The sequence below is a fragment of the Herbaspirillum robiniae genome, assembly GCF_002213415.1.
In the GTDB taxonomy this organism is placed as follows: domain Bacteria; phylum Pseudomonadota; class Gammaproteobacteria; order Burkholderiales; family Burkholderiaceae_D; genus Herbaspirillum; species Herbaspirillum robiniae.
This window is the reverse complement of sequence record NZ_NJGU01000007.1, coordinates 201360-225884: the sequence shown is the minus strand read 5'-3', so window position 1 is coordinate 225884 and position 24525 is coordinate 201360. Positions and strand designations below refer to the sequence as shown.

Sequence of the window (24525 nt, the reverse complement as noted above, 5' to 3'; positions counted from 1 at the left end):
TTTTTTAAATGGAATATTTCGATGCGATTGATCTGCCTGGCAGATGGATCGCATCGCCGCCTTCAGCGCGCCGGCAGGATGATGGTGGCGATCAGCCCGCCTTCCGGATGATTGCGCAGCAGCAGTTCGCCGCCGTGCGCCTGCACGATGTTGCGCGAGATGCCCAGGCCCAGGCCCATGCCGCCGCTGTTCTGGGCGCGCCCGTGCTCGAGCCGCACATAGGGCTGGAACAGCGTGCCCATGGCGTCTTCCGGCACGCCGGGGCCGTGGTCGCGGATCTCGATCTCGACCAGGCTGCCGCCCACGCCCTGGGTCGGGCGGATGGCGATCTCGACCTTCTGGCCGTAGTACAGCGCGTTGTCGAACAGGTTGCCGATGGCGCGCTTGAGCGCCAGCGGCTTGGCGTTGACGGTGATGCCCGAGGGCGTGAAGGCGATCTCGTGGCCGGCCATCTTGGCGTCGCGGATCATGCGCGTCACCAGCGCGTCCAGGCGCACCTCGGTGCGGTTCTCGTGGATGTCGCTGTCCTTGACCGACTGCAGCGCGCCCTTGACCATCATGTCGAGCTCATCGAGGTCGTCATGGAACTCGGTGCGCATGTCGTCGTCGTCCATCAGCTCGGTGCGCAGCTTCAGGCGCGTGATGGGGGTGCGCAGGTCGTGCGAGATGGAGACGAACAGGCGCTCGCGGTCCTCGAGGTAGCGCTTGATGCGCTCGCGCATGCCGGAGAAGGCGCGCGCGGTCTTGACGTATTCGCGGCTGCCGGTGCCCGGCAGCTCGGGCACCGTCTCGCCCTTGCCGAAGGCTTCGGCGGCGTCGGCCAGCGCGGCCAGCGGGCGCGTGGTCCAGCGCACCACCAGGATGGTCAGCAGCAGGATGGCCGCCAGCGACAATCCCTGCAGCACCAGGCGGTCCAGCCACAGCGGATTGCCGCTGTCGAGGAAGTAGGGATTGGGCATCAGCGCGGCCAGGTAGAGCCAGCGGCCGTTCTCGACCTGCATCTGGATCACCAGCACCGGCGCCGAGTTCGGCTTGGTCAGCAGGATGTGCTGCACCCAGTTGTCGGGCAGGTCGCCGACCTTCAGGCCGTCGCTGGAGACCTGCAGGTTGTCCGGCCAGGCGAAGTCCAGCCTGGCCTCCGGCAAGAAGGGCAGGTCGTCGCGCAGGGTCTGCGCGGCGACGTCGATGGCCACCGCCGCCAGCGGGTTGTCGGCGATGGGGGTGACCGGCACCAGGGAACTGTTGGCGTTGATGAAAAAGCGCGTGCCGCCCATCTCGCGCAGCTGCTGGATCATCAGCGGCCGGTAGTTGGCCGGCAGACTCATGAAGTAACGGATCGCCACCGAGGCGCTGTGCGCCAGGTGCTGCGCAGCCACGCGGGTCTCGGCCTCGGACTTGCTGCGCAGCTGGGCGGCCCAGATCATGCCGCCCGCGACCTGGGTGACCAGGACACCGAAGATCATCACCACCGACAGCCGGCCCAGGAGCGAGTCCGGCAGCATCCAGTCCAGCAACGCCGCCAGCCGGCCGCGCAGCGTGGCCGGCCGCGCGGGCGCGCCGGCGGCTGCGGGCGCGGCGGCGTCCGTTGCGGCGGAGACGGTGTCGTTCACGGAGCGGGAGTCGGAATCACGCGGCCGCGGCGCTGACGTCGGCCGAGAACACGTAGCCGGCGCCGCGCACGGTCTTGATCAGGTGCGGCTGGCGTCCGCCGTCGTTCAGACGCAGGCGCAGCTTGCTGATCTGCACGTCCAGCGAGCGGTCCAGCGGACCGGCGTCGCGCCCGCGCGTCTCTTCGCACAGCACGTTGCGGTCCAGCACGTCGCCGGGATGTTCGACGAAGTACTTCAGCAGCTGGTAGTCCATGCCGGTCAGCGACACCACGGCGCCGGCGCTGTCGAGCAGCGTGCGCTCCACCGTATCGAGCGTGAAGCCGACGAAGCGGTAGTAGCGCGGCGCGTTGGCGCTGTCGATGCCGATGCGGCGGTGGATGGCCTTGATGCGCGCCAGCAGTTCGCGCGGGCTGTAGGGCTTGGCGATGTAGTCGTCGGCGCCCAGTTCCAGGCCGACCACGCGGTCGGTCTCGTCGGAGCTGGCGGTGAGCATGATGATGGGCACGTTGGATTTGCGGCGCACCGTCTTGCACAGCGCGAAGCCGTCGGTGTCGGGCAGCATCACGTCCAGGATCACCAGCGAAAGCTCATCCGCATAGCGCGTGAATTCGGCGAGGAAGGCCGCGCCGTCGTGCGCCAGCCGCACCTCGTACTGGTTCTTTTCCAGATAGGCCTTGAGCAGTGTGCGGGTCTTCTGGTCGTCGTCGACGATCAATATTTTGCGCGTCATGATTGCCGTCTCCAATTGCATCTCGATTGCTGCTTGATTACTTGTTCTCAGTCATTGCGGTTGCGCGTCAGGGTGCGCGCGATCGACGCCAGCCGTTTCTGCGCCTGCTCTTCGGTGACGTTGCGGTCGAGGAAGAAGCGCTGCACCTCGGCGATGATGGCGTCCTTGGTGGTCTCGTCGCTGGCCATGCGGTGCACCAGGCTGGGCGCCAGCCAGGCCGCCCCTTTGCTGAACGCGCGCCACGAGTCGCGCGCGCAGCGGTCCATGTGCGGATCCGGCGCGCGCCAGACCGGAATGGAACCCTTGAATTTATTGTATTCCGACTGCACCGCCGGCGAGGCGACAATCTGCGCCAGCGTTTCCTGCTTGGCCTGGTTCGAATAGTCGCCGGCAAACATGGCCAGCGTGTCGGTGCTGTACAGGTGGTATTCGCCCGTGCCCGGCACCGGCGCGCAACCGAACTGCTGGTCCACCGTCAGCCCCCAGGCGTTGAACTCGCCCTTGGCCCAGTCGCCCATGATGAACATCCCGGCCTCGCCGTTGGCCATGCTGCGCGCGGCGTCCGTCCAGGCGCGCTCGCGCACCGGCTGGTCCATGGTCTCGCCGAGCTTGCGCAACTGGCGCAGGATATGCAGCATGCGCGGATCGGCGTAGGCGCTCGGGCTCACATCCACGAACAGCCGGCGGTAATAGGCCGGACCGCTCTCGCCCAGCGCCAGGTTCTCGAACAGCGTGGCGACCTGCCAGGCCTCGGCGCTCTGCGCCAGGGGCGTGACACCGGCCTCGCGCAACACGTGGGCCACGCGGTAGAACTCGTCCCAGGTCTTGGGCGGCGTCAGCCCCAGGCGCCGGAACACGCCCACGTTGTAGAACAGCGTGTTGATGCGGTGGATGCCCAGCGGCGCCGCCACCACATGGCCGCGGTTGTTGAGCAGCTGCCACACGGTCGGGAACATCTGCTTTTCCCAATTGCCCTGCACGGCGACATTGTCCAGCTCCAGCAGCAGGCCGAGGTCGGCCCATTCGCCGAAGATCACGCCGTTCAACTGCGTCACCTCCGGCGCGCGATTGGCCAGCACCATGCTCTTGAGCACCTTGCCGGCGCCCATGCCGCCGCCGCCGGGGATGGGGATGTCGCGCCATTGGATATCCTGTTTCGCCAACTGGTTCACCACCACGTCGACGGCGCGCCGCTCGCCGGCCGACGTCCACCAGTGCAGCACCTGCAGCGAGCGGGCCGGGGTCGGGTTGACCGGAACGGCGCCGGCGGGAGCCGCCACGGCCTGCGCCGGCGCGCCCTGCGGCATGCCCAGCGCGCACGTCGCGAGCAGGCATGCGGCGGCGCCTCGAGCGAGGGCCGGACCGATGCGCGCGACGACGGGCCGTTTCATTTTTATCATTATGTTGAATGTCTCCAAACCGGGAGAGACTATAGCCGGGCGACTGCCATTGCGCAATTTGCGCAGGGCCTTTCCCGAGCCGCCGCAGCGCCTGAAAAATGATTAAGACGCCTTATGTCATGTAAAGAAATGTAATCTTGTCTTTGCTTACCTTTCCGGCGCTCTCCCACCACGTGCGCCGCCCCAGCCGCCATTCATGCCCGCAAGGCCATCGCCGGCGCCGCGCAGCGTGTAAGGATATGTAATCCACGACATTTCAAAATATCGATTTTCTCCTTTTTAATCAATGAGTTAATCGATACCCCCGGCTTCCTCTCAAATGTTCGCATCACACGCTCCCCGGTGCTAACTTCGCCCCGCTGCCTCTGCTGTTGCCCATCCCTCAAGCACGCACGGCACACAGCAATCATCAAGCAGGCATACCAACGATAAACAAGGAGACCTCTGATGCACACCGCGAAAAAACCGGGCGCACGCCCCTTCATGCAACGCCTGGTGGCCGGCGCCGCCTGTGCCGCCACGCTGGCCATGGCGCTGGCCGGCCATGCCCAGGCCGGCAACCTGACCATCGAGAGCTGGCGGGTCGACGACCTGCAGTTGTGGCAGGACGTGCTGATCCCCGCCTTCCAGAAGAAGAACCCCGGCATCACCGTGAAGTTCTCGCCGACCGCACCTACCGAATACGACTCCAGCCTGGCCGCGCGCCTGGCCGGCGGCACCGCCGGCGACCTGGTGGCCTGCCGCCCGTTCGACGTCTCGCTGTCGCTCTATAACAAGGGCCACCTGGAAAAGCTGGACGGCAAACCGGGCATGGAGTTCTTCGCGCCGGCCGCCAAGACCGCATGGCAGACCGACGATGGCAAAGACACCTTCTGCATGCCGATCGCCTCGGTGATCCACGGCTTCTTCTACAACACCAAGATCTTCAAGGAACTGAACCTGGAGCCGCCCAAGACCGAGGCGGAATTCTTCAAGCTGCTCGACACCGTCAAGGCCAGCGGCAAGTACACGCCGCTGGTGATGGGCACCTCCGAGCAGTGGGAGTCGCACCAGGTGCTGTTCACCGGCATCGGCCCCAACTACTGGAAGGGCGAGGAAGGCCGCAAGGCGCTGATCTCCGGCAAGGCCAAGTTCACCGATCCGCAATTCGTGGCGGCCTGGGAATATGAGGCCAAGCTGGCGCAGTACCTGCCCAAGGGCGCGTCGGCCCAGACCTACAGCGACAGCCAGAACATGTTCGCCTTGGGCAAGGGCGCGGTCTACCCGGCCGGCTCCTGGGATATCGCCTACTTCAACGGCAAGCTGGACATGGGCGCCTTCCCGCCGCCGGTGCCCAAGGCCGGCGACGCCTGCTACATCTCGGACCACAACGACATCGGCATGGGCGTGAACAAGAAATCCAAGAACAAGGAAGACGCCTACAAGTTCCTCGCCTGGCTGGGTTCGCAGGAGTTCGCCGACCTCTACACCAACAAGGTCACCGGCTTCTTCTCGCTGTCGAACCACCTGATCTCGGTGAAGGATCCGATCGCCAAGCAGATGATCGGCTGGCGCAAGGGCTGCGCCTCGACCATCCGCGTGAACTCGCAGATCCTGAACCGCGGCACGCCGAGCATGGAAAACGAGATGTGGAACGTCAACGCCCAGGTCCTGAACGGCAAGCTGACCCCGAAGGATGCCGCCGCCAAGATCCAGGCCGGGTTCGCCAAGTGGTACAAGCCGCAGCAGTAACCTGTCCGTGATCCTACTGCGAGGCCGTGATCCGGCATCGGGCGGTGCTCGGAATCCTCGTGTACCAAAGTACACTCCGGTTCCTGCGCTCCGGCCGATACCGGCTGACGGCCTCTCGCTACGGATCACGAACAGGTTACGGCGGCCGATTCTTTGCCGGCTTGGCACATAAAAATCATAGACGCCAAGCTACTCAAGTCCTCAGGAGACGTCGTGAAAAAAGTCCGCGCGTGGCAGCTGCTGGTATTCCTTGCGCCTGCCGTCATCATCTACTCCATGTTCAGCGCCCTGCCCCTGGCGGACACGCTGCGGCTGGGCTTCTACACCAGCAACGATGCCGGGGTGCGCAGCTTCGTCGGCCTCGACAACTATCGCACCATCCTGTTCGACGCCGACTGGTCGGCCGCCTTCTGGAACGCCATGTGGAACAACGTCAAGTTCTTCTGCATCCACATGCTGCTGCAAAATCCGATCGGCCTGTTGCTGGCCACGCTGTTCAGCCTCAAGGGCCTGCGCGGCGCGCGCACCTACCGCACGCTGATCTTCCTGCCCACGCTGCTGTCGGTGGTGATCATCGGCTTCATCTGGCAGCTGATCCTCTCGCCGCTGTGGGGCGTGGGCGAAAAGCTGATGGGCCTGGTCGGCCTGGCCGACTGGTTCGGTCCCTGGCTGGGCCAGGAATCCACCGCCCTCATCACGCTGTCGCTGATCTCGGTATGGCAATACATCGGCATCCCGATGATGCTGATCTACGCGGCGCTGCTGGCGGTGCCCGAAGAAGTGCTGGAGGCGGCGCACGCCGAGGGCGCGAGCAGCCTGCGCATCTTCTGGCAGATCAAGCTGCCGCTGATCTACCCGACGCTGGGACTGGTGACCATCCTCACCTTCGTGGCCAACTTCAATGCCTTCGACCTGATCTACTCCGTCAAGGGCGCACTGGCCGGCCCCAATTATTCGGCCGACCTGCTGGGCACCTATTTCTACCGCACCTTCTTCGGTTACCAGGCGCAGATCGGCAGCCCTACCATGGGCGCGGCCGTGGCCACGCTGATGTTCCTGGTGATCCTGGGCGGCGTGGGCGCCTACTTCGTCATGGTGCAGCGCCGCCTGACCCGCTATGCGCTCTGACGACCGCAGCCGGCAGGCAAGCCCTCACCGCAACAATCCCGAGGACCAATCGATGCCTTCTTCTTCCTACGCCGCTCCCGCGGCAGCGGCCCGGCCGACGCTGGTGCAGCGCAGCTTCGGCCCGGCCGGACATCTCTGGGTGCACTTCGTGTTGTGCATCTACGCGGTCATCGCGCTGTTTCCGATCGCGCTGATCCTGATCAACTCGGTGAAGACCCGCAACGCCATCTTCGAAGGACCGATGGCCCTGCCCACCGCCGAGACGCTGACCCTGGTCGGCTTCCAGAAGGTGCTCTCCGGCACCCACTTCCTGCTCTACTTCGGCAACAGCCTGGTGGTGACGGTGGGCGCGCTGGTGCTGATCGTGCTGTTTGGCGCGATGGCCGGCTGGGCGCTGTCGGAGTACAAGTTTCCCGGCAACCGCTTCCTCAACTTCTTCATCGCCATCGGCATCATGATCCCGATCCGCCTGGGCACGGTGTCGATCCTGCAGCTGATCGTGGCGCTGGACCTGATCAACACCCGCACCGCGCTGATCCTGGTCTACACCGCGCAAGGCCTGCCGCTGGCGGTGATGATCCTGTCCGAGTTCATCCGCCAGATCCCCACCGAACTCAAGGACGCCGCGCGCTGCGACGGCGTGGGCGAGATCGCCATCTTCTTCCAGGTGATCCTGCCGCTGATCCGCCCGGCCATTGCCACGGTGGCGGTGTTCACCATGATCCCGGCGTGGAACGACCTGTGGTTCCCGCTGATCCTCGCGCCCGGCGAAGACACCCGCACCGTCACTCTGGGCGTGCAGCAGTTCATCGGGCAATACGCCACCGACTGGAATTCGGTGCTGGCCGCGCTGTCGATGGCGGTGATCCCGATCCTGCTCCTGTACGTGGCGTTCTCGCGCCAGCTGATCCGCGGCCTGACCTCGGGCGCCGTCAAGTAACCCCACTGGAATCGACATGGCAAACGTCAACATTGAAAATCTGCGCAAGTCCTACGACGGCAAAGCCGATGTGCTGGCCGGTTTGAACCTCGACATCCGCGACGGCGAGTTCTGCGTGCTGGTCGGCCCCTCGGGCTGCGGCAAGTCGACCCTGCTGCGCATGCTGTGCGGACTGGAAGACATCAGCGGCGGCCAGCTCGCCATCGGCGGCAAGGTGGTCAACCACCTGCCGCCGGCCGAGCGCGGCATCGCCATGGTGTTCCAGAGCTATGCGCTGTATCCGCACATGACGGTGTACAAGAACATGGCCTTCGGCCTGAAGGTGGCCGGCAGCAGCAAGAGCGAGATCGACCAGCGCATCCGCCACGCCGCCGGCATCCTCAAGATCGACCACCTGCTGGAACGCCTGCCGCGCGAACTCTCCGGCGGCCAGCGCCAGCGCGTGGCGATCGGCCGCGCCATCGTGCGCAAGCCGCGCCTGTTCCTGTTCGACGAACCGCTGTCCAACCTCGACGCCGCGCTGCGCGTGCAGACCCGGCTGGAGATCGCCAAGCTGCACAAGCAGCTGGCCGCCACCATCGTCTACGTCACCCACGACCAGGTCGAGGCGATGACGCTGGGCGACAAGATCGTGGTGATGCACGAGGGCCGCATCCAGCAGGCCGGCACGCCGCTGGAGCTGTACCAGCAGCCGCAGAACCTGTTCGTGGCCGGCTTCATCGGCTCGCCCAAGATGAACTTCCTGCCGGCCACGGTGATCCATGCCGCCGTCGACGGCCTGCGCCTGGAGATCGCCGGCGGCGTGCAGCTGCAGGCGGACGTGGCGCCGGGCTCGGCGCAGCCGGGCGAGCGCGTCACGCTGGGCCTGCGCGCCGAGCAGATCCGCGAACACGGCGAAGGCTCGGAGCGCTTCGCCGGCACCGTCAACCTGGTCGAGCACCTGGGCGAGGCCAACTTCATCTACATGAGCCTGGACGGCGGCGGCGACATCGTGGTGCGCGGCGACGGCAACCGCAACGTCGAGATCGGCGAGCGCCTGCAGCTGTCGGCCGACAGCCACGCCTTCCACGTGTTCGGCGCCGATGGCCAGGCGCTGCGCCGCCTGAAACCGGGCAACCTGCAATCTTCGCGTCGCCACTGAGGCGGCAGACACCATGGCGAACTCCATCGATTACCTGGTCGGCGTGGACGGCGGCGGCACCAAGACCCTGGTGCGCCTGGCCCGCGCCGGCGCCGCGCCCGGTCACGGCGTGCTGGCCCAGGCGGCGGGCCCGGGCTCGGCGCTGCGCAACGGCGCCGCCGCCGCATGGCGCGCCATCGAGGCCACCATCGCGGACGCCTTCGCCAATGCCGGCCTGCCGCTTCCTTCGCTGCAACAGCTGGCGGTGGGCGTGGGCATTGCCGGTTACAACGTGGCGCAATGGGCGAGCGAGTTTCGCGCCGCCGCGCCCGCCTACGGCGCGCTGGAGATCGCCAACGACGGCGTGGCCACCTTGCTGGGCGCGCATGAAGGGCGGCCCGGCGCGGTGATCGCGGTGGGCACCGGCACCATCGGCATCGCCTCCGACCTGGACGGCAGCCAGCGCGTGGTGGACGGCTGGGGATTTCCCACCGGCGACGACGGCAGCGGCGCCTGGATGGGCATGCGCGCCGTGCACCATGCGCAGCAGGCGCTGGACGGCCGCGCCGCGCGCGGCCCGCTGACCGAAGCCGTGCTGGCGCTGTGCCGCGAGGAAAACGCCGACGACGACGCCCGCAGCGAGCGCGACGCGCTGCTCGACTGGCTCGCGCTGGCCGACCAGGCGGCCTTCGCCCGCGTGGCCCGCCAGGTGGTGGCGCACGCCGCCGGCGACGCCGCCGCGCGCGGCATCCTGCAGGCCGCCGCCGCCGAGATCGCGCTGATGGCTGAAGCCCTGGACCCGGCGCGGCGCCTGCCGTTGGCGCTGTGCGGCGGGCTGGCCGCCGCGCTGCAACCTTATCTCGATGCGCGGCTGCGGCAGCGCATCGTTGCGGCGCGTTCCGATGCCGCCGATGGCGCATTGCTGCTGGCACGGCGCGCCACGCAATAACAACAGCCGGTAACAGACCAACCACACAATAAAAAAATACCACTCGGGAAACGACACCATGAACGCGATAAAGAATATCCATGGCAATGTGCTGACCCCGCAAGGCTGGGTCAGCGGAGACATCGTCTTCGACGAGCGCATCCGCTCCATCGAAGGCAGGCCGCTGCGGCGCGAACCGCGCATCATCGACGAGGGCGATTACATCCTGCCCGGCTTCATCGACCTGCACGTGCACGGCGGCGGCGGGCGCGACGTGATGGAAGGCGGCGACGCGGTCAAGGCCATCACGCGCCTGCACGCACGCCACGGCACCACCAGCCTGCTGGCCACCACCATGACGGCGCCGCTGGAGGAACTGGAAAACGCCCTCAAGGCGGTCGGCGCGGCCTGCAAGGAGCCGGCCGGCGGCCGTGCGCGCATCCTCGGCGTGCACCTGGAGGGGCCTTACATCAACCGTGGCAAGCTGGGCGCGCAGCCCGACTTCGCCATCGAGGCGTCGCTGGAACAGGTCGACCATCTCAACAGCCTGGCGCCGCTGAAGCTGATCACCATCGCGCCGGAAGTGGACGGCCACCTGAAGCTGGTCTGCAAGCTCGCCAACCGTGGGCTGAAGGTGCAGATCGGCCACACGCTGGGCAGCTACGACGACGGCGTGGCCGCGCTGGCGCACGGCGCCTCGGGCTTTACCCATCTGTTCAACGCGATGAGCGGCTTCCACCACCGCGAGCCCGGCATGGCCGGCGCCGCGCTGGCCCACGCCAAATATGCCGAGCTGATCCCCGACCTGCTGCACGTGCATCCCGGCGCCATCCGCGCGGCGTTGCGCGCCATTCCGCGACTGTACTGCGTGACCGACTCGACCGCCGCGGCCGGCATGCCCGACGGCGACTATTCGCTGGGCCGCCAGGTGGTGCACAAGTGCGCCGGCGGCGTGCGCCTGGACGACGGCACCCTGGCCGGCAGCATCCTGACCATGGACCAGGCGCTGCGCAACCTGGTGTCGCTGGGGCTGGAAGTGTCGGAAGCCTCGCTGCGCACCTCGACCTACCCGGCCGACTACCTGGGCCTGGACGATCGCGGCCGCCTCAACGCCGGCTGCCATGCCGACATCATCGTGATGGACCGCCAGTTCGCCATCAAAGCCGTTTATGTGGAAGGAGAAGAGATTGACCTCGCAGATGCCTAACGAATCGCAGATGCTCCGGGAGGCGCGCTCGGCCGCCGATCACGTGGCCGTGCAGCTCACGCTGGAGCGCGAACGCTATGCCGAACTGGGCAGCAAGCTGCGCGCGGCGCCGCCGGCCGGCATCGTCACCGTGGCGCGCGGCAGCTCGGACCACGCGGCCAATTATTGCGCCTACCTGACCATGGCGCGCCTGGGCCATATCGTGGCCTCGCTGCCGATGTCGCTGGTGACGCTGAACCGTGCGCCGCTGATTGCGAAGAACGCGCTGGCCATCGCCATCTCGCAGTCGGGCCAGAGCCCGGACGTGGTGGAGCCGATCCGCTACTTCCGCGAAGGCGGCGCGACCACCGTGGCGCTGGTCAACAACGCCGACTCGCCGCTGGCGCGCGCGGCCGAATGGAGCATCCCGCTGCACGCGGGCGTGGAGTCCAGCGTGGCCGCGACCAAGAGCTTCATCGCCAGCCTGGTGGCGGGTGCGCTCTTTACCGGCCACTGGCAGGACGACGCCGGCTTCCTGCAATCGCTGGAGCGGCTGCCCGACGCGCTGCGCACCGCGGCCGCATGCGACTGGTCGGCGGCGGTGGAGGCGCTGGCCGGCAGCGATCGCCTGATGGTGGTGGGACGCGGCATCGGCTTCCCGCTGGCGCTGGAAGCGGCGCTCAAGTGCAAGGAAACCTGCGCCATCCAGGCCGAGGCCTTCAGCGGCGCCGAGATCAAGCACGGTCCGATGGCGCTGATCGACGACGGCTATCCGCTGCTCATGTTCGCCACGCGCGGCCCCAGCCAGGCCGGCATGGTGCAGCTGGCCGACGAGATGCGTCATCGCGGCGCCCGGGTGCTGCTGGCGGCGCCGTCCGATATCCCGCAGCGCGACCTGACGCTGCCGGTGGCGGCCACGCCCGACCTCGACCCCATCGTCGCGATCCAGGCCTTCTATGTGATGGCCGCGCAGTTGTCGGCCGCGCGCGGGCTGGACGCGGACAAGCCGCGCCACCTCAACAAGGTGACCAGGACCAACTAGGCGGCCACGTGGGCGATGGTGGCCTGCATCAGCGCCACCACCTTGCTGGCGCCGCCGGCAAAGGCCAGCACCTCGCCGCTGCAGACCGCCAGCGACCTGCCGGAATTCTGCACGCGCCCGATGGCGACGAAGCGCTCGCCGATGGCCGGGCGCATGAAGTTGACCTTGAACTCCACGGTCACCACCTCGCAGCCGGCGGGCGCTTTGGTCAGCGCGGCGTAGCCGCAGGCGTTGTCGAGGATGGTGGTGGTGGCGCCGGCATGCATGAAGCCCTGCTGCTGCGACAGGTGCTTTGAGAACGGCAGCTCGATGCGCACCTCGCCGTCTTCCACCGCCCCCAGCTGCGCGCCCAGGGTCGCCATCAGGCCCTGTGCGCTGAAGCTGGCGGCGATGCGTTGCCTGATGTCGCTCATGCGGTCTCTCCCTTGTTTTGAATTGGTATGCGCAGCAGCGTATCAGAACCTCTTGTTGCAGGTTGGCCGAGTCCGGCGCGGCATGCGGAGTGCGACCTGAGCCTTGGAGCTGGCCTGCTCCCCGGTCTCAGAAGTCTCACAGCTCTCAGATTTGCGGCAGGTTGGCCACCAGGTAGCGGCCCGGGGTGGTGCCGAAGGTGCGCTTGAACAAGGCGATGAAGGCGCTGGGGTTGTCGTAGCCCAGCTCCGGCGCGATGGCGGTGACCGGCATGCCGCCGGCCAGCAGTTCCAGCGCCCGCAGCAGGCGGGCGCGCTGGCGCCATGCGGTGAAGTTCAGGCCGGTCTCCTCGACGAAGCGGCGGCTCAGCGTACGCGGCGCAACATGCGCCCACTGTGCCCACTGCTCCAGCGTGCGGCTGTGCGCCGGCTCGCCGACCAGGGCGCGGGCGATGCCCTGCAGCCTGGCGTCGGCCGGCATGGGCAGCATGAAGGTATCGGCCGGCGCGGCGCCGATCTCGTCCAGTATCACCGCGGCAAGACGTTGCCGCTGCGGCGCCAGCGGGCCGATGTCCCACTGCGCGGCGCGCAGCACGGCCTCGCGCAGCAGCGCGGTCGTGGCGATCACCCGCGGCTGGTCCGGCAACGCGCCGCAGGCCGCCGGCGAGACATAGACCGCCCAGCCTTCGAACGGCCCGTGCGAACGTGCGGCATGCACATGGGAAGGCGGAATCCACACCGCCCGCGTGGTCGGCAGCACCCAGGCGCCCATGTGGGTGCGCACGCTCAAAAGGCCCGACAGCAACCCCATCAGCTGCCCCGTGGCGTGATGGTGCGGACCCGATTCGCGCGGATCGCTTTGCCGGCCGGCTAGCGCCACCAGCGGCGGATCATCGCCGCCGATGAGCGCGGCGCGGGCGATCTTCTGTTTGAGGCGTTCCGGCGTCATCGTGGCTGATTCGGGTTATTGAATGTCTCAGATAGTCTATCACCGCCATCAAGGCCTACCCTAAGCTGTCCAGTATCGTCCACTGACCCGCCGGAGTCCCTCATGAGCCACGCCGATAATGCGCTCGTCGCCGCCGACCTGGAGCGGCTGTATGCGCCGCCGTCCGAGATGATCGTCAAGGGCGTGTTGCCGCATCTGCTGCCCTTTCATCGCGCCTACCTCGACGTCGCCACCTTCTTCTGCCTGGCCAGCGGCAGCGCGACCGGACTCGACGCCTCGCCGCGCGGCGGCCCCGCGGGCTTCGTGCAGGCGCTCGACGACAGGCACGTGGCTTTCGCCGACTGGCCGGGCAACAACCGCATCGCCTCGCTGCACAACATCACGCAGGATGATCGGGTGGGCATGCTGTTCCTGTTTCCCGGACTGGAGGTGTTCATGCGCATCAACGGGCGCGCCGCCATCAGCACGCGGGCCGAACTGCTGGAGCGGCTGGCGGAGAAGGAGCGCAAACCCAAATGCGCCGTGGTGGTGGCCATCGACGAGGTGCTGTTTCACTGCGGCAAGGCGATCAACCGCGCCGGGCTGTGGGATGAGGAGGCGCGCCTAGACCGCGCCAGCGTGCCCTCCCCGGGGCAGATGAAGGCGGCCCTGACCGGCGGCGACGCGGCTGCCGCGCAGACCATGGACGCGGGCTATTACCAGTCCGTGCGCAACAACCTGTATTGAGCGCAGATCGGGACGTGCCTCACCCGCCTTCGAAGATACGCTGGCGGGCGTTGTCGATATGGATACGCATAGCTTCGCCGGCACGCTCGGCCGAGCCGTCGGCGATGGCCTGGATGATGGCCAGGTGTTCGGCATCGACGATGTCGATGCGCTCGGCGGCATGCGGGCGGCCCAGGTTTTGCGCCAGCTCCATGCACTGGCGGATGGGGCCGAGCGCGTTGCCGATGGTGGAGATGAAGAAGGGATTGTGCGAGGCGCGGGCGATGGCCATGTGCAGCGCCAGGTCCTCGTCGACGCAGGTGCCGCCGCTGAGTTGCGCGCGGTTCAGCGCCTGGTGCGCCGTGCGCATGGCGGCGATGTCGGCCTCGGTGCGGGCCTCGCTGGCGATCTGCGCGGCGCCGACTTCCACGCACAGGCGAAAGGCGTAGTAGCGCTCGACGTCATGGATGCTGCCCAGCTGCGGGCGCGCCTGCTGCTCGTCCATCGGCAGGCGCTGGACATAGTTGCCGGAGCCGCGGCGCGACACCACCACCCCCTCCGAACGCAGCCGCGACAGCGCCTCGCGGATGGTGGTGCGCGAGGCGCCGTAGCGGTTCGCCAGCTCGACCTCGGTCGGCAGCTTCCTGTTGTCGGCCAGTTCGCCGCGCAGGATCGCTGCAATGATCAGCTTGCAGATCTGCTCGGAACGACTCAACTGGTCGCCTTGCACCGGGGCTTCTGCCCTGCCTGAATTCTCTAACATGTACGATGACTGCCGCGTTGATGTCTACCTGCTGCACTATGAATGACCCGGCCGGCGGACGCAAGACTGCCTGCCGACGCCGCACCCAGTGTATCTGACAACGGCCTGACAAGCGCCATCCAGGCCAAAATTCCCGCCAAATCCGGTTGACTTCCCCTTCCGGCCTCATTAGAGTTGTCCACCTGCATTGTGAATTAGTCGGACTAATTATATTTATAGTTATACGACGTCACATAACAATTCAATCAATAAGAAATACAGGAGACCGGCGCGAGGCCCCCTTGCGCCGATCGATGCGAAGGCCGGTCGCGACACACGCCGGGCGCACCGCAAGCGCCGGGCCGTCCGCGCCGCCGGATTGCAGAACCAACAATATCAATGGAGACACGATGAAATACGTCAGAGGAATACGCTGGTGGATGGTGACGCTGGTCACGCTGGGTCTGATCATCAATTACCTGGCCCGCAATACCTTGTCGGTCGCGGCGCCGACCATGATGTCCGAGCTGCAGATGTCGACCAAGGAATACTCGTACATCGTGGTGGCCTGGCAGATCTGCTACGCGCTGATGCAGCCGGTGGCCGGGTTCGTGCTGGATGTGGTGGGCACCAAGATCGGCTTCGGCGCCTTTGCGCTGGCGTGGTCGCTGGTGTGCGCGGCGGCGGCGCTGGCCACAGGCTGGCAGAGCATGGCGATTTTCCGCGGCCTGCTGGGCATGACCGAGGCGGCCGGCATCCCGGGCGGCGTGAAGGCGGCCACCGAGTGGTTCCCGGCCAAGGAGCGCTCGGTGGCGATCGGCTGGTTCAACATCGGCGCCTCCATCGGTGCGCTGTGCGCACCGCCGCTGGTGGTGTGGACCATCCTGCACGGCGGCTGGAAGATGTCCTTCGTGGTGGTGGGCATCCTGGGCGTGGCGTGGTTCGCGCTGTGGTCGCTGTTCTACAAGGGGCCGCAGGAGCAGAAGCTGCTCTCGCCGGAGGAGCGCGCCTACATCCTCGACGGCAAGGAGCCGCATGAGCAGGAGCGCCCCAAAAGGGAAAGCTGGACCAAGATCGTGGGCAGCATGAACTTCTGGTCGATCGCGATCCCGCGCTTCCTGTCGGAGCCGGCATGGCAGACCTTCAACGCCTGGATCCCTCTGTACATGGCGACCGAGCGCCACATGAACATCAAGGAGATCGCGATGTTCGCCTGGCTGCCCTTCCTCGCCGCCGACATCGGCTGCGTGCTGGGCGGCTACATGAGCCCGTGGTTCCACAAGCACCTGAAGGTGTCGCTGTTCACCTCGCGCAAGCTGGTCATGCTGGTGGGCAGCCTGTCGATGATCGGCCCGGCCTGCGTGGGCTTCGTCGACAGCCCCTATGTGGCGATCGCGCTGCTCTCCGTGGGCGGCTTCGCGCACCAGACCTTGTCGGGCGCACTGTATTCGATCACTTCGGATGTGTTCAGCAAGAACCAGGTGGCCACCGCGACCGGCCTCACCGGCATGAGCGGCTACCTGGGCGCGACCTTGTTCACGCTGCTGTTCGGCGTGCTGGTCACGCAGATCGGCTACGGCCCGCTGTTCATGCTGCTGGCGGCGTTCGACCTGGTGGCCGTGGCGGTGGTGTTCGCCATTGCCCGCCAGCGCCGCGACGTGATGCCGGAGTTGCAACAGGCGCCGGCCTAGTCCCGCGACATTGATACTTCGTCATGCCGCGCAAGCCGCCCGATACGGGCGGCTTTTTCATTTGCACGAAAATTGCTTGATGAGCTTGGGCGGCAACGCGCGAAAGCGCCTGCGGTGTAACTGAAATGCAACCTCATCCGTATATAATCGAAGCAACCACCATCCCTGCGGAAATCCACATGGCATCGCTGACCTGCGGCTTCACTTACCGCGAGTTTGACGTCACCATCGTCGGCTACGAAATGCCCGGCGGGTGGAGGCTCGCGGTCGAGCTGCGCAAGGGCGGCACGGTCGAGTTGCTGCGCGATACCGACAGCCTGTATCCCGACTTCACCAGCCTGCGCAGCATGGGCATCTGGACCGCCCACCTGGCGATCATGCGCAAGACCACCGGCTAGTTCTCCACGCATAAAAAAACGCACCCTTTCGGGTGCGTTTTTTCATTTCCGGCGGCGCTGTCGTTCGCCGCTGCAGTCATTCGCCGCGGCAATTACTTGCTCAGCTTGGCCAGCTGCTGCGTGAGGTAGCTCTGGCGCGACTGCATCGTTGCCAGCGTGACATTGAGGCGGTTGAACTGGTTCGTGTACGCATCCTTCATCGTCAGCAGCCGCGCATTCACCGAGGCCTGCTGGTCGGTGTTGACCTTCAGGCTGTTCTGCAGGCCCTTGGTCTTGGTCGCCACCAGGCCGTTGTCGCCGAGGATGTCTTCCATCAGCTTCTGCAGCTTGGGCACGACGCCGTCGGTCGAGGTGAAGAGCTTGCTGACGCCTTCGAAGTTCTTGGTCGTGGCGGTGGACAGCTTGCTGGCATCCAGCGCCAGCGTGCCGTCCTTCTGGAAGGAGATGCCGACCTGCGACAGCGACAGGCCGCCTGCGCCTTCGCTGATGGAGGTCATCAGCGCGCCGCGCAGTTGCGTCATCACGGTCTTCACCGAGGATTCGGCCCCCAGCGGCGAAGCGTTGTTGGCTTCGCCCTTGGTGGTCGACGGGGTCTGCTTGGTCAGCGAGTTCACCGCCTTGACCAGCGTGTTGTAGGCCGAGACGAAGGTATTGGCCGCAGTGCTCACGCCACTGGTGTCGTTGCTGATGGAGAGCGAGAAGTTGTCGGCCGCCGTCGTCACCTTGGACAGGTTCAGGGTCACGCCGGAAATGGCATCGGCCACCTTGTTGCTGGCGCTGGTGACCAGCACGCCGTCGATCGTCAGCTTGGCATCCTGCGCCTTGGCGAGCTGGCCCATCGAGCTGCCGTTGAGCACGGCGTAGTCGTTGGTGCCGGTCAGCGCCACCGGGTCGGTGCCGGTGGGCGTGAGCACCAGGTGGTCCTGGGTGCCGTCATTGCTGATGCTGGCGGTGACGCCGGCGTTGGCGGCATTGATCGAGGCGACGACGTCGTTCAGGCCGATGGCGCCGCTGTTGTCGAGGTCGGTCGGATTGATCGCCACCGTCTTCGAGCCTACCTGGAGGGTCAGCCCGCCGGCGCTGAACGCCTGGTTGGTGGCCACGCCCGGCGAGCTCAGCTTGCCGCTCGGATCGAAGGAGAACACCGAGAAGTTGCCGGTGCCGGTGATGCGCAGATTGTTGGCCGCGCCACTGTCCTTGGTGGTGATGACCAGGTGGTCGTTCTTGCCGTCGCTGACGATGGAGGCGTTCACGCCGGCTTCGCTGGCGTTGATCGCATCGCGCACGCCGGCCAGGGTATTGGTCTTCGGCTTGATGATGGCGGTCGAACCGGTGCCGGTCTTGATCGCCAGCACGCCGTTCTCGAAGGTGGTGCCCGGCGTGATGCCGGCCGAGCTGACCTTGTGCGCCTGCGCCAGTTGCGACACGCCGATCGAATACTTGCCGGAGGCGGCCTTGGTGGCGTCGCGCGGCGCCTGGATCTGCGTGACGGTGCTGGGCTGGTTCGACGAGGCGTCGTAGTTCAGGCCGGCCAGGCTGTTGTTGGCGGTGACCTTGATGGTGTTGGCGGTGCCGCCGGTATTGGCCTCCAGCACCAGGTGGTCGCCCGCGGCGTCGGTGACGATGGAGGCGGTGACGCCGATGTTCTTGGTGGCATTGATGGCGTCGCGCACGCCGGCCAGCGTCGCGTTGGCCTTCAGCGTGACGAAGGTCGGCTGGTTGGTGCCGACCTTGATGGCGAGGGAGTCGCCGGCATTGAAGACCTGGCCCTGCGGATAGCCGCCCGACTTCAGCTTCTGCGCCAGGATCTTGGTCGACTCGTCGGTATTGACGTCGGCGGTGAACGGATCGGTGGTGAGGTTGCTGCCGGTGCCGGCGTTGCTGACCGCCGCCTTCTGCGAAGCGAAGCTGGCGGCGTTGAGTCCCTTGATCGCGCTCTGGTAGGTGGTCAGCGCGCCCTTGAAATTGCCGTACGCCGAAATGAGCGTGTTGAATGCGCTCGCCTTGCCGGTGAGGTTGGTCAGGCGCGATTTGGATTCGGCAGCCATCAGCTGCTTGACCAATGTCGCGACATCCAGCGGGCCGGCAGAGGTGGAAATGGTGCCAGTCGACGAAGCCATGTTTGCTCCTGGGTCTGTTTAAGTTGTTATTACATTGCCCGAGAAGGGGACTCGTTTTTATTCGGGAAGTAACTTCTGCGTTCTCGCCGAAATATTTCGAGACCACTGAGACTACAACCGGAGGCTGACCGAATTGTCAGCTTTTCTTTACACATCACAGGTTACGTAGTTATCGCCGATTTCTTTAGCTCGAAAATGAAGATTTTCTTAAGATTGGCCATGGAGGCCGATCTCCAGCCCACGATGAACGCGAGTCATCGGTATGAAATATTTATGATTGGTATGACGACATGCTGACCTGGGCGTCAGATGTAAAGAAGGCGGGAAGATGCGGCGCGGGGAAGACGAAGCGGATCGGCGCGTTCAGACCGCGCCGGTCCGACGGCGAGACGAAGTCACTCGCCGTCGCGCTCCTGTCCGAACTTGAGGAGGTTGCCGTCGGGGTCGATGACGTAGAGTTCGTCCATGCCCCAGGCGGTGATCACGACGTCACCCAGGCCCGGCAGCTTCGGGCTCAGCTCGGCATGCACCGCGCGGACGTCGGGCACGCGCAGGTAACACGACGAGTTCTCGGCGATGCGGCGGTCGTCGCAGGCCCAGAAGTGGATCTCGGTGCCGCCGCGCACGGCGATGCCGTAGCCGTTGCCCTCGAAACGATGCGTCTTGAAACCCAGCACGGAGGCGTAGAAGGACAACGCGCGCTCGATGTCCTGCGAAGGCAGTACGGGAATGGATTTGCCGAAGGCGTCCTGCGTCATGGGGTCTCCCTGTTTGTGATGGGGCCGCCGGTCAACCCGGCTGGCGATAGGCGAGGCTGGAAATGGCCACGGAGTTGCCGTCCGGGTCCTTGGCGTTGGCGAAGCGGTAGCCGTTGGCCTGGTGCGTGCTGCCGAACGCCAGCCCGCGCTGCGCGGAACGCTCCTTGAACCCGTCCACATCGCGCACGCTGAACATCAGCTTCACGCAGGCCTGGCCCTGCCTGAGGCTTTTGGCGGCCTGGTGGATCAGCAGCTGGGTGCCGCCATCGGGCGCATTCAGTTCGATCAGGCCTTCGATCATCTCGCCGCTGGTGTCGAAACCGAAATGCGTGCGATAGAAGGCGGCGCTGGCGGCCGGATCCCTGGCATAGAGCAGGATGGTGTTGAGCAGCGGCGCGGTGGACAAGTTGGACGACATGGGGCCTTTCGTACTGGAACTGCGGAATCTGCGGAATTTTCCGGGCGGCGCCGGCGTGCGCTGAGACTCTAGCAACAAAGTCCATTTTTTTCAGCGCTAAATTATCCACAGCGCTGCGCGGCGATGTGAAGCACATGTCATACCAAAGTGTTACGACATCTTATCTCCGGCGGTGGTAAAATCACGCCAGCGCCGGTTCATCGGCGCCCCCGGCCGGGAGCCAGCAGCAAGGCGCGCGGCGGGACAAAAAGAAATGCCGGCCGCAAAGGCTGGATGTGATTTCGGAGACGAGTTCATTCACTCTGAAATTCCGGCACATGGTTACCATCCATCACCCAGAACACGGCCGCTCCACACGCGCCGTCCCCGCCACCGCAGATCCGCGGCCGGCGTCTTTCCTTGTCGACAACGCACCCAACGTCCATTGCCCGCCGGCCAGCGCCGCGCAGCGCAACGGTTTCGTCCTGCGCGGCGGCGCCATGCGGCGCTGCATCTGCGACAGCGCTTAAGACACGCCTTCTGACGTGACCCCGTCGCCATCGGCCATGCGGCCGGCGGCATTGCTGCGCACGCCTTGCGGCCTGCGCACGGGACGGGCATTTGCCGGATTTCTCCGCCCCGGCGCAACCGTCCCCTGACCGGGCGCGCGCGCCGGCTGTTTTTCACTCACCACACTCGCACACCATGTCGACTACCAAGTTCAGTCCCTCGCGCCGCGCCGTTCTCGCGGCCACCGCGGCGGCCGTTCCGCTCGTCTCGATTCCCCTGCTCAAGAAAGCCCAGGCCGAAGGCCTGGAAGGCATCGAGCTGCAGCACTACAAACCCGTGTTCTTCACCGACGCCGAATGGATCTTCATCCTGGCCGCCTGCGACCGCCTGATCCCCGCCGAAGGCCGCGGCCCCGGCGCGCTGGAAACCAACGTGCCGGTCTTCATCGACCAGCAGCTGCATACCGGCCTGGGCGCCGACATCTACCAGCAAGGCCCGCACCCGGCCAACCCGGCGCCCACGCTGGGCTTCCAGATCCCGCACACGCCGCAGGACCTGTACCGCACCGGCATCAGGCTCACCCAGCAGGCCAGCCAGCAGCAACACGGCAAGCCCTTCGAGCAGCTCGACGCCAAGGACAAGGATGCGCTGCTGACCGCCCTGCAAAAGAACACCGTGGATTTCGCCGCGCTGGGCACGGACACCATGAAGGCTTCGCAATTCTTCGGCCAGCTGCTGGGCGACACCAAGAACGGTTACCTGGCCGACCCGATGTACGGCGGCAACAAGGACATGAAGGCCTGGGTCGCGATCGGCTTCCCCGGCGCGCGCGCGGCCTACACCGAGTGGGTCGACCAGCACAACGTGAAGTACCCGCTGGGCCCGGTCAGCCTGTCGGGCAAGCGCGCCTGAGCGACGCTGCCCGCCGCAGCCACATCGAACCCGAATGCGCGTCACGCGCCAACCAACGAATAACTTACGTATGCCAAACATCACCAACGACGAAGTCGACGTCGTCATCGTCGGCCTTGGATGGGCCGGTTCCATCATGGCCATCGAACTGGCCAGGGAAGGCCTGAAGGTCCGCGCCCTGGAACGCGGCCCGGACCGCCCGCCCGAAGACTTCGCCTATCCCAAGCCGGCCGACCAGTACGGTTACGCCACCCGCAACAAGGTCTTCGCCACGCCGCGCGACGCCGCGCTGACGGTGCGCTACAACACCGCACAGCAGGCGCTGCCGACCCGCAAGTGGGGCGCGTTCGCGCCCGGCACCGGCGTAGGCGGCTCGGGCCTGCACTGGACCGGCGTGCTGATCCGCCCGACGCCCACCGACATCAAGCTGAAGACCTACGCCGACCAGGCTTACAAGCACGGCAACCTGGATCCGGACATGCGCATCAAGGACTTCCCCTTCACCTGGAACGAGATCGAGCCGCACTACGACTTCTTCGACAAGGTGTGCGGCCTGTCGGGCAACACCGGCAACCTGAAGGGCAAGATCCAGCCGGGCGGCGACCCGTTCGAGGGTCCGCGCTCCAATCCGTATCCGCTGCCGGCGCTGCATGACACCTACAACAGCAGCCTGTTCGCCGACGTCGCCCGGAAGATGGGCTACCACCCCTTCCCCAATCCGTCGGCCAACGTCTCGACCGCGTGGACCAACCCGTACGGCGCACAGATCGCACCCTGCAACTACTGCGGCTTCTGCAGCAAGTATCCCTGCCTGAACTACTCCAAGGCCTCGCCGCAGACCACCATCCTGGACGTGGTCAAGCACCTGCCCAACTTCGACTACAAGGTCAACGCCAACGTCATCCGGGTCGACCTGCATGCCGACAAGAAGACCGCCCGCGGCGTCACCTACATCGACGAGAACCAGAAGGAAGTGTTCCAGCCGGCGAAGATCGTGATCCTCTCCAGCTTCCAGTTCGCCAACGTGCGCCTGATGCTGCTCTCGGGCATCGGCAAGCCGTACGACCCGGTCACCGAGACCGGCACCATCGGCCGCAACTACGCCTTCCTGTCCAACGGCGGCGCCACGCTGTTCTTCAAGGACAAGAACTTCAACTCCTTCGCCACCGCCGGCGCCTCGGGTGAAATGTTCAACGACATCTCGCCGGGCAACTTCAGCGACGGCATCAAGCTGGGCTTCATCGGCGGCGCCAAGATCCACAGCTCGCAAGCCTCGGGCGCGCCGATCGGCACCGCGCTGCCGCCGGGCACGCCGAGCTGGGGCCGCGGCTGGAAGGAAGGCATGATCGACTGGTACGACCATTCCATGAAGATCAGCATCACCACCACCTGCATGTCCTATCGCGGCCACTACCTGGACCTGGACCCGAACTACAAGGATCCCTGGGGCCAGCCGCTGCTGCGCATGACCTTCGACTGGCGCCAGAACGAGCTCAAGCTGCAGCGTTACCTGCGCGACATCGTGCTGAAGATTTCCAAGGAGATGAATCCGGACTTCATGTCGGAAAGCTTCCTCGCCCTGGACTCGCACTGGGACATCACCAAGTACGTCTCCACCCACAACGTGGGCGGCGCGATCATGGGCGATTCGCCGCGCGACTCGGCGCTGAACCGCTACCTGCAGTCGTGGGACGTGCACAACGTGTTCGTCCCCGGCGGCAACGCGTTCCCGCAGAACTTCCAGGCCAACCCGACCGCCACCATCGGCGCCATCACGCTTATGGCGGCCGAGGCGATCAAGACGCAGTACCTGAAGAACCCCGGTCCGCTGGTCAAGGTGTGAGGCATACAACATGAAAAAACTGAACCAACTGCTGGCCGTTCTGGCCCTGAGCCTGGCGTCGATCCAGGCGGCGCATGCCGCCGCCGATCAGGAATTGCTCAAGCGCGGCGAATACCTGGCGCGCGCCGGCGACTGCATGGCTTGCCACAGCGCGGCCGGCAAGCCGTCCTTCGCCGGCGGCCTGGCCATCGACAGCGGCCACGGCATCATCTATTCCACCAACATCACGCCCGACAAGGAACACGGCATCGGTAACTACAGCGAGGAGCAATTCTCGAAGGCCGTGCGTCACGGCGTGCGCGCCGACGGCACCCCGCTGTACCCGGCCATGCCCTATCCGAGCTACGCCAAGGTCAGCGACGACGACATCCATGCGCTGTACGCCTACTTCATGGACGGCGTGAAACCGGTGGCCGTGGCCTCGCCGCCGTCGGAGATGAGCTTCCCGTTCAACATCCGCTGGGGCATGAAGCTGTGGAACGTGTTCTTCGCCAATGACAAGCCGTTCAAGGAGCAGGCCGGCTGGAGCGCCGAGATCAAGCGCGGCGCCTACCTGGTCGAGGGCCTGGGCCACTGCGGCAGCTGCCACACGCCGCGCGGCTTCGCGATGAACGAGAAGGCCAGCGACAGCGCCCAGGAGCAGTTCCTCTCCGGCGGCGATCTCAACGGCTGGGCCGTGCCCTCGCTGCGCGGCATGCCGCACTGGAGCGCGCAGGACATCGTCGACTACCTGCAGACCGGTCGCAACAAGACCGCGTCGGTAGCCGGCGAGATGAGCCTGGTGGTGGAGCACAGCACCTCGCACCTGAAGCAGGAAGACCTGAACGCCATCGCCGCCTATCTCAAGACCCTGTCGACGCCGCCGGCGCGCAACGACGGCGCCCGGCCGCAAGGCGCGCAGGCCACCGCCAAAAAGCTGACGGCAGCCAAGGACCTGACGCTGGGCGAGCGCCTGTACCTGGACAACTGCGCGGCCTGCCACTTCGTGACGGGCAAGGGCGCGCCGGGCATCTTCCCGGTGCTGGACGGGGCTTCGATCGCCAACGCCGACAACCCGACCGGACTGCTGCATGTGATCCTGGCCGGCGCGCGCACGCCGTCGACCGAGAAGGCGCCGTCGATCCTGGTGATGCCGGGCTTCGCGCATCGCCTGTCGGACAAGGAAGCCGCCGAGCTGGCGAGCTTCGTGCGCCAGGGCTGGGGCAACCAGGGCGGCGCGGTGTCCGAGCGCGAAGCGGCCAAGGTGCGCGCATCGCTGGAGAAGCACTGACGTCG

At 66.0% G+C, this 24525-nt stretch carries 22 protein-coding genes; 13 read left to right on the top strand and 9 right to left on the bottom strand.

What is annotated here, in order from left to right; genetic code table 11:
- Positions 1-62 precede the first annotated feature (62 nt).
- The 3 genes from CEJ42_RS14715 to CEJ42_RS14705 all read right to left on the bottom strand — a co-directional run bounded on the left by CEJ42_RS14715 (position 63) and on the right by CEJ42_RS14705 (position 3740).
- Positions 63-1502 carry an ATP-binding protein gene (locus CEJ42_RS14715; RefSeq protein WP_175354617.1) on the bottom strand — a complete coding sequence of 480 codons (1440 nt, stop codon included), beginning with the start codon at positions 1500-1502 and terminating at the stop codon, positions 63-65.
- Between the two features lie 124 nt (positions 1503-1626).
- Entirely contained in the window at positions 1627-2340 is a 714-nt protein-coding gene (locus CEJ42_RS14710) for a response regulator (protein WP_079217692.1), read from the bottom strand.
- A gap of 47 nt (positions 2341-2387) precedes the next feature.
- Positions 2388-3740 (bottom strand): ABC transporter substrate-binding protein, encoded by a 1353-nt coding sequence (locus CEJ42_RS14705; protein ID WP_088751577.1) that lies wholly within the window; start codon positions 3738-3740, stop codon positions 2388-2390.
- A 483-nt stretch (positions 3741-4223) separates the two neighbouring features.
- Here CEJ42_RS14705 and CEJ42_RS14700 point away from each other — a divergent pair, with 483 nt between their 5' ends.
- The 7 genes from CEJ42_RS14700 to CEJ42_RS14670 all read left to right on the top strand — a co-directional run bounded on the left by CEJ42_RS14700 (position 4224) and on the right by CEJ42_RS14670 (position 11815).
- A complete protein-coding gene (locus CEJ42_RS14700) occupies positions 4224-5471 on the top strand; it encodes an ABC transporter substrate-binding protein (RefSeq protein ID WP_088751669.1) in 1248 nt (415 codons plus the stop codon).
- 213 nt (positions 5472-5684) lie between these two features.
- Entirely contained in the window at positions 5685-6599 is a 915-nt protein-coding gene (locus CEJ42_RS14695; protein ID WP_088751576.1) for a carbohydrate ABC transporter permease, read from the top strand.
- A gap of 52 nt (positions 6600-6651) precedes the next feature.
- A complete protein-coding gene (locus CEJ42_RS14690; RefSeq protein ID WP_079217688.1) occupies positions 6652-7539 on the top strand; it encodes a carbohydrate ABC transporter permease in 888 nt (295 codons plus the stop codon).
- A 16-nt stretch (positions 7540-7555) separates the two neighbouring features.
- The gene (locus CEJ42_RS14685; protein ID WP_088751575.1) at positions 7556-8680 is read left to right on the top strand and encodes an ABC transporter ATP-binding protein; all 1125 of its coding nucleotides are present in this window, start codon (positions 7556-7558) and stop codon (positions 8678-8680) included.
- 13 nt (positions 8681-8693) lie between these two features.
- Positions 8694-9608: a glucosamine kinase nucleotide-binding domain-containing protein gene (locus CEJ42_RS14680; protein ID WP_088751574.1), complete on the top strand. Its 915-nt coding sequence runs from the start codon at positions 8694-8696 to the stop codon at positions 9606-9608.
- A 58-nt stretch (positions 9609-9666) separates the two neighbouring features.
- Complete coding sequence (gene nagA / locus CEJ42_RS14675) at positions 9667-10794, top strand: N-acetylglucosamine-6-phosphate deacetylase (protein WP_079217685.1); 1128 nt, start codon at positions 9667-9669, stop codon at positions 10792-10794.
- 10 nt (positions 10795-10804) lie between these two features.
- Positions 10805-11815 (top strand): SIS domain-containing protein, encoded by a 1011-nt coding sequence (locus tag CEJ42_RS14670; protein WP_088751668.1) that lies wholly within the window; start codon positions 10805-10807, stop codon positions 11813-11815.
- On the opposite strand, the gene CEJ42_RS14665 is transcribed toward CEJ42_RS14670, so the two are convergent.
- On the bottom strand, positions 11812-12228 hold the full coding sequence (locus CEJ42_RS14665; RefSeq protein ID WP_079217684.1) for a PaaI family thioesterase: 417 nt from the start codon (positions 12226-12228) through the stop codon (positions 11812-11814). The two genes, CEJ42_RS14670 and CEJ42_RS14665, sit on opposite strands and share 4 nt — an antisense overlap.
- Before the next feature lie 145 nt (positions 12229-12373).
- Positions 12374-13174, bottom strand: a complete 801-nt coding sequence (locus tag CEJ42_RS14660) for an AraC family transcriptional regulator (protein ID WP_088751573.1) — start codon at positions 13172-13174, stop codon at positions 12374-12376.
- Positions 13175-13276: 102 nt separating this feature from the next.
- Here CEJ42_RS14660 and CEJ42_RS14655 point away from each other — a divergent pair, with 102 nt between their 5' ends.
- A complete protein-coding gene (locus CEJ42_RS14655) occupies positions 13277-13900 on the top strand; it encodes an MSMEG_1061 family FMN-dependent PPOX-type flavoprotein (RefSeq protein ID WP_088751572.1) in 624 nt (207 codons plus the stop codon).
- A 19-nt stretch (positions 13901-13919) separates the two neighbouring features.
- Here the strand turns inward: CEJ42_RS14655 and CEJ42_RS14650 are convergent, their stop codons facing one another.
- Positions 13920-14642 carry a FadR/GntR family transcriptional regulator gene (locus tag CEJ42_RS14650; protein WP_088751571.1) on the bottom strand — a complete coding sequence of 241 codons (723 nt, stop codon included), beginning with the start codon at positions 14640-14642 and terminating at the stop codon, positions 13920-13922.
- A 389-nt stretch (positions 14643-15031) separates the two neighbouring features.
- Between CEJ42_RS14650 and CEJ42_RS14645 the strand changes: the two genes are divergently transcribed.
- Together CEJ42_RS14645 and CEJ42_RS14640 are read left to right on the top strand one after the other, a co-directional pair.
- Complete coding sequence (locus tag CEJ42_RS14645) at positions 15032-16312, top strand: MFS transporter (protein ID WP_088751570.1); 1281 nt, start codon at positions 15032-15034, stop codon at positions 16310-16312.
- A gap of 179 nt (positions 16313-16491) precedes the next feature.
- Positions 16492-16710, top strand: coding sequence for a hypothetical protein (locus tag CEJ42_RS14640; RefSeq protein WP_088751569.1), 219 nt, complete (start codon positions 16492-16494; stop codon positions 16708-16710).
- A gap of 92 nt (positions 16711-16802) precedes the next feature.
- Here the strand turns inward: CEJ42_RS14640 and fliD are convergent, their stop codons facing one another.
- The 3 genes from fliD to CEJ42_RS14625 all read right to left on the bottom strand — a co-directional run bounded on the left by fliD (position 16803) and on the right by CEJ42_RS14625 (position 20006).
- The gene (fliD, locus tag CEJ42_RS14635; protein ID WP_088751568.1) at positions 16803-18830 is read right to left on the bottom strand and encodes a flagellar filament capping protein FliD; all 2028 of its coding nucleotides are present in this window, start codon (positions 18828-18830) and stop codon (positions 16803-16805) included.
- A 395-nt stretch (positions 18831-19225) separates the two neighbouring features.
- Positions 19226-19588 (bottom strand): bleomycin resistance protein, encoded by a 363-nt coding sequence (locus CEJ42_RS14630; RefSeq protein WP_088751567.1) that lies wholly within the window; start codon positions 19586-19588, stop codon positions 19226-19228.
- Positions 19589-19619: 31 nt separating this feature from the next.
- Complete coding sequence (locus tag CEJ42_RS14625) at positions 19620-20006, bottom strand: VOC family protein (protein ID WP_088751566.1); 387 nt, start codon at positions 20004-20006, stop codon at positions 19620-19622.
- A gap of 684 nt (positions 20007-20690) precedes the next feature.
- Between CEJ42_RS14625 and CEJ42_RS14620 the strand changes: the two genes are divergently transcribed.
- From CEJ42_RS14620 to CEJ42_RS14610, 3 genes are all read left to right on the top strand, one after another.
- Positions 20691-21407: a gluconate 2-dehydrogenase subunit 3 family protein gene (locus CEJ42_RS14620; protein WP_088751565.1), complete on the top strand. Its 717-nt coding sequence runs from the start codon at positions 20691-20693 to the stop codon at positions 21405-21407.
- Positions 21408-21477: 70 nt separating this feature from the next.
- Entirely contained in the window at positions 21478-23250 is a 1773-nt protein-coding gene (locus tag CEJ42_RS14615) for a GMC family oxidoreductase (RefSeq protein WP_088751564.1), read from the top strand.
- Between the two features lie 10 nt (positions 23251-23260).
- Positions 23261-24520 carry a cytochrome c gene (locus CEJ42_RS14610; protein ID WP_088751563.1) on the top strand — a complete coding sequence of 420 codons (1260 nt, stop codon included), beginning with the start codon at positions 23261-23263 and terminating at the stop codon, positions 24518-24520.
- The last annotated feature ends 5 nt before the right edge of the window (positions 24521-24525 follow it).

Excerpts from the sequence above, each read along its gene's own strand:
- CEJ42_RS14665 (WP_079217684.1), bottom strand. The coding sequence starts at position 12,228 with ATGAGCGACATCAGGCAACGCATCGCCGCCAGCTTCAGCGCACAGGGC.
- CEJ42_RS14625 (WP_088751566.1), bottom strand. The coding sequence starts at position 20,006 with ATGTCGTCCAACTTGTCCACCGCGCCGCTGCTCAACACCATCCTGCTC.
- CEJ42_RS14630 (WP_088751567.1), bottom strand. The coding sequence starts at position 19,588 with ATGACGCAGGACGCCTTCGGCAAATCCATTCCCGTACTGCCTTCGCAG.
- CEJ42_RS14705 (WP_088751577.1), bottom strand. The coding sequence starts at position 3,740 with ATGATAAAAATGAAACGGCCCGTCGTCGCGCGCATCGGTCCGGCCCTC.
- CEJ42_RS14650 (WP_088751571.1), bottom strand. The coding sequence starts at position 14,642 with ATGTTAGAGAATTCAGGCAGGGCAGAAGCCCCGGTGCAAGGCGACCAG.
- CEJ42_RS14685 (WP_088751575.1), top strand. The coding sequence starts at position 7,556 with ATGGCAAACGTCAACATTGAAAATCTGCGCAAGTCCTACGACGGCAAA.
- CEJ42_RS14610 (WP_088751563.1), top strand. The coding sequence starts at position 23,261 with ATGAAAAAACTGAACCAACTGCTGGCCGTTCTGGCCCTGAGCCTGGCG.
- CEJ42_RS14680 (WP_088751574.1), top strand. The coding sequence starts at position 8,694 with ATGGCGAACTCCATCGATTACCTGGTCGGCGTGGACGGCGGCGGCACC.
- CEJ42_RS14715 (WP_175354617.1), bottom strand. The coding sequence starts at position 1,502 with ATGCTGCCGGACTCGCTCCTGGGCCGGCTGTCGGTGGTGATGATCTTC.
- CEJ42_RS14615 (WP_088751564.1), top strand. The coding sequence starts at position 21,478 with ATGCCAAACATCACCAACGACGAAGTCGACGTCGTCATCGTCGGCCTT.
- CEJ42_RS14700 (WP_088751669.1), top strand. The coding sequence starts at position 4,224 with ATGCAACGCCTGGTGGCCGGCGCCGCCTGTGCCGCCACGCTGGCCATG.
- CEJ42_RS14655 (WP_088751572.1), top strand. The coding sequence starts at position 13,277 with ATGAGCCACGCCGATAATGCGCTCGTCGCCGCCGACCTGGAGCGGCTG.
- CEJ42_RS14660 (WP_088751573.1), bottom strand. The coding sequence starts at position 13,174 with ATGACGCCGGAACGCCTCAAACAGAAGATCGCCCGCGCCGCGCTCATC.
- nagA (WP_079217685.1), top strand. The coding sequence starts at position 9,667 with ATGAACGCGATAAAGAATATCCATGGCAATGTGCTGACCCCGCAAGGC.
- CEJ42_RS14620 (WP_088751565.1), top strand. The coding sequence starts at position 20,691 with ATGTCGACTACCAAGTTCAGTCCCTCGCGCCGCGCCGTTCTCGCGGCC.
- CEJ42_RS14645 (WP_088751570.1), top strand. The coding sequence starts at position 15,032 with ATGAAATACGTCAGAGGAATACGCTGGTGGATGGTGACGCTGGTCACG.
- CEJ42_RS14710 (WP_079217692.1), bottom strand. The coding sequence starts at position 2,340 with ATGACGCGCAAAATATTGATCGTCGACGACGACCAGAAGACCCGCACA.
- CEJ42_RS14670 (WP_088751668.1), top strand. The coding sequence starts at position 10,805 with ATGCTCCGGGAGGCGCGCTCGGCCGCCGATCACGTGGCCGTGCAGCTC.
- CEJ42_RS14690 (WP_079217688.1), top strand. The coding sequence starts at position 6,652 with ATGCCTTCTTCTTCCTACGCCGCTCCCGCGGCAGCGGCCCGGCCGACG.
- fliD (WP_088751568.1), bottom strand. The coding sequence starts at position 18,830 with ATGGCTTCGTCGACTGGCACCATTTCCACCTCTGCCGGCCCGCTGGAT.
- CEJ42_RS14640 (WP_088751569.1), top strand. The coding sequence starts at position 16,492 with ATGGCATCGCTGACCTGCGGCTTCACTTACCGCGAGTTTGACGTCACC.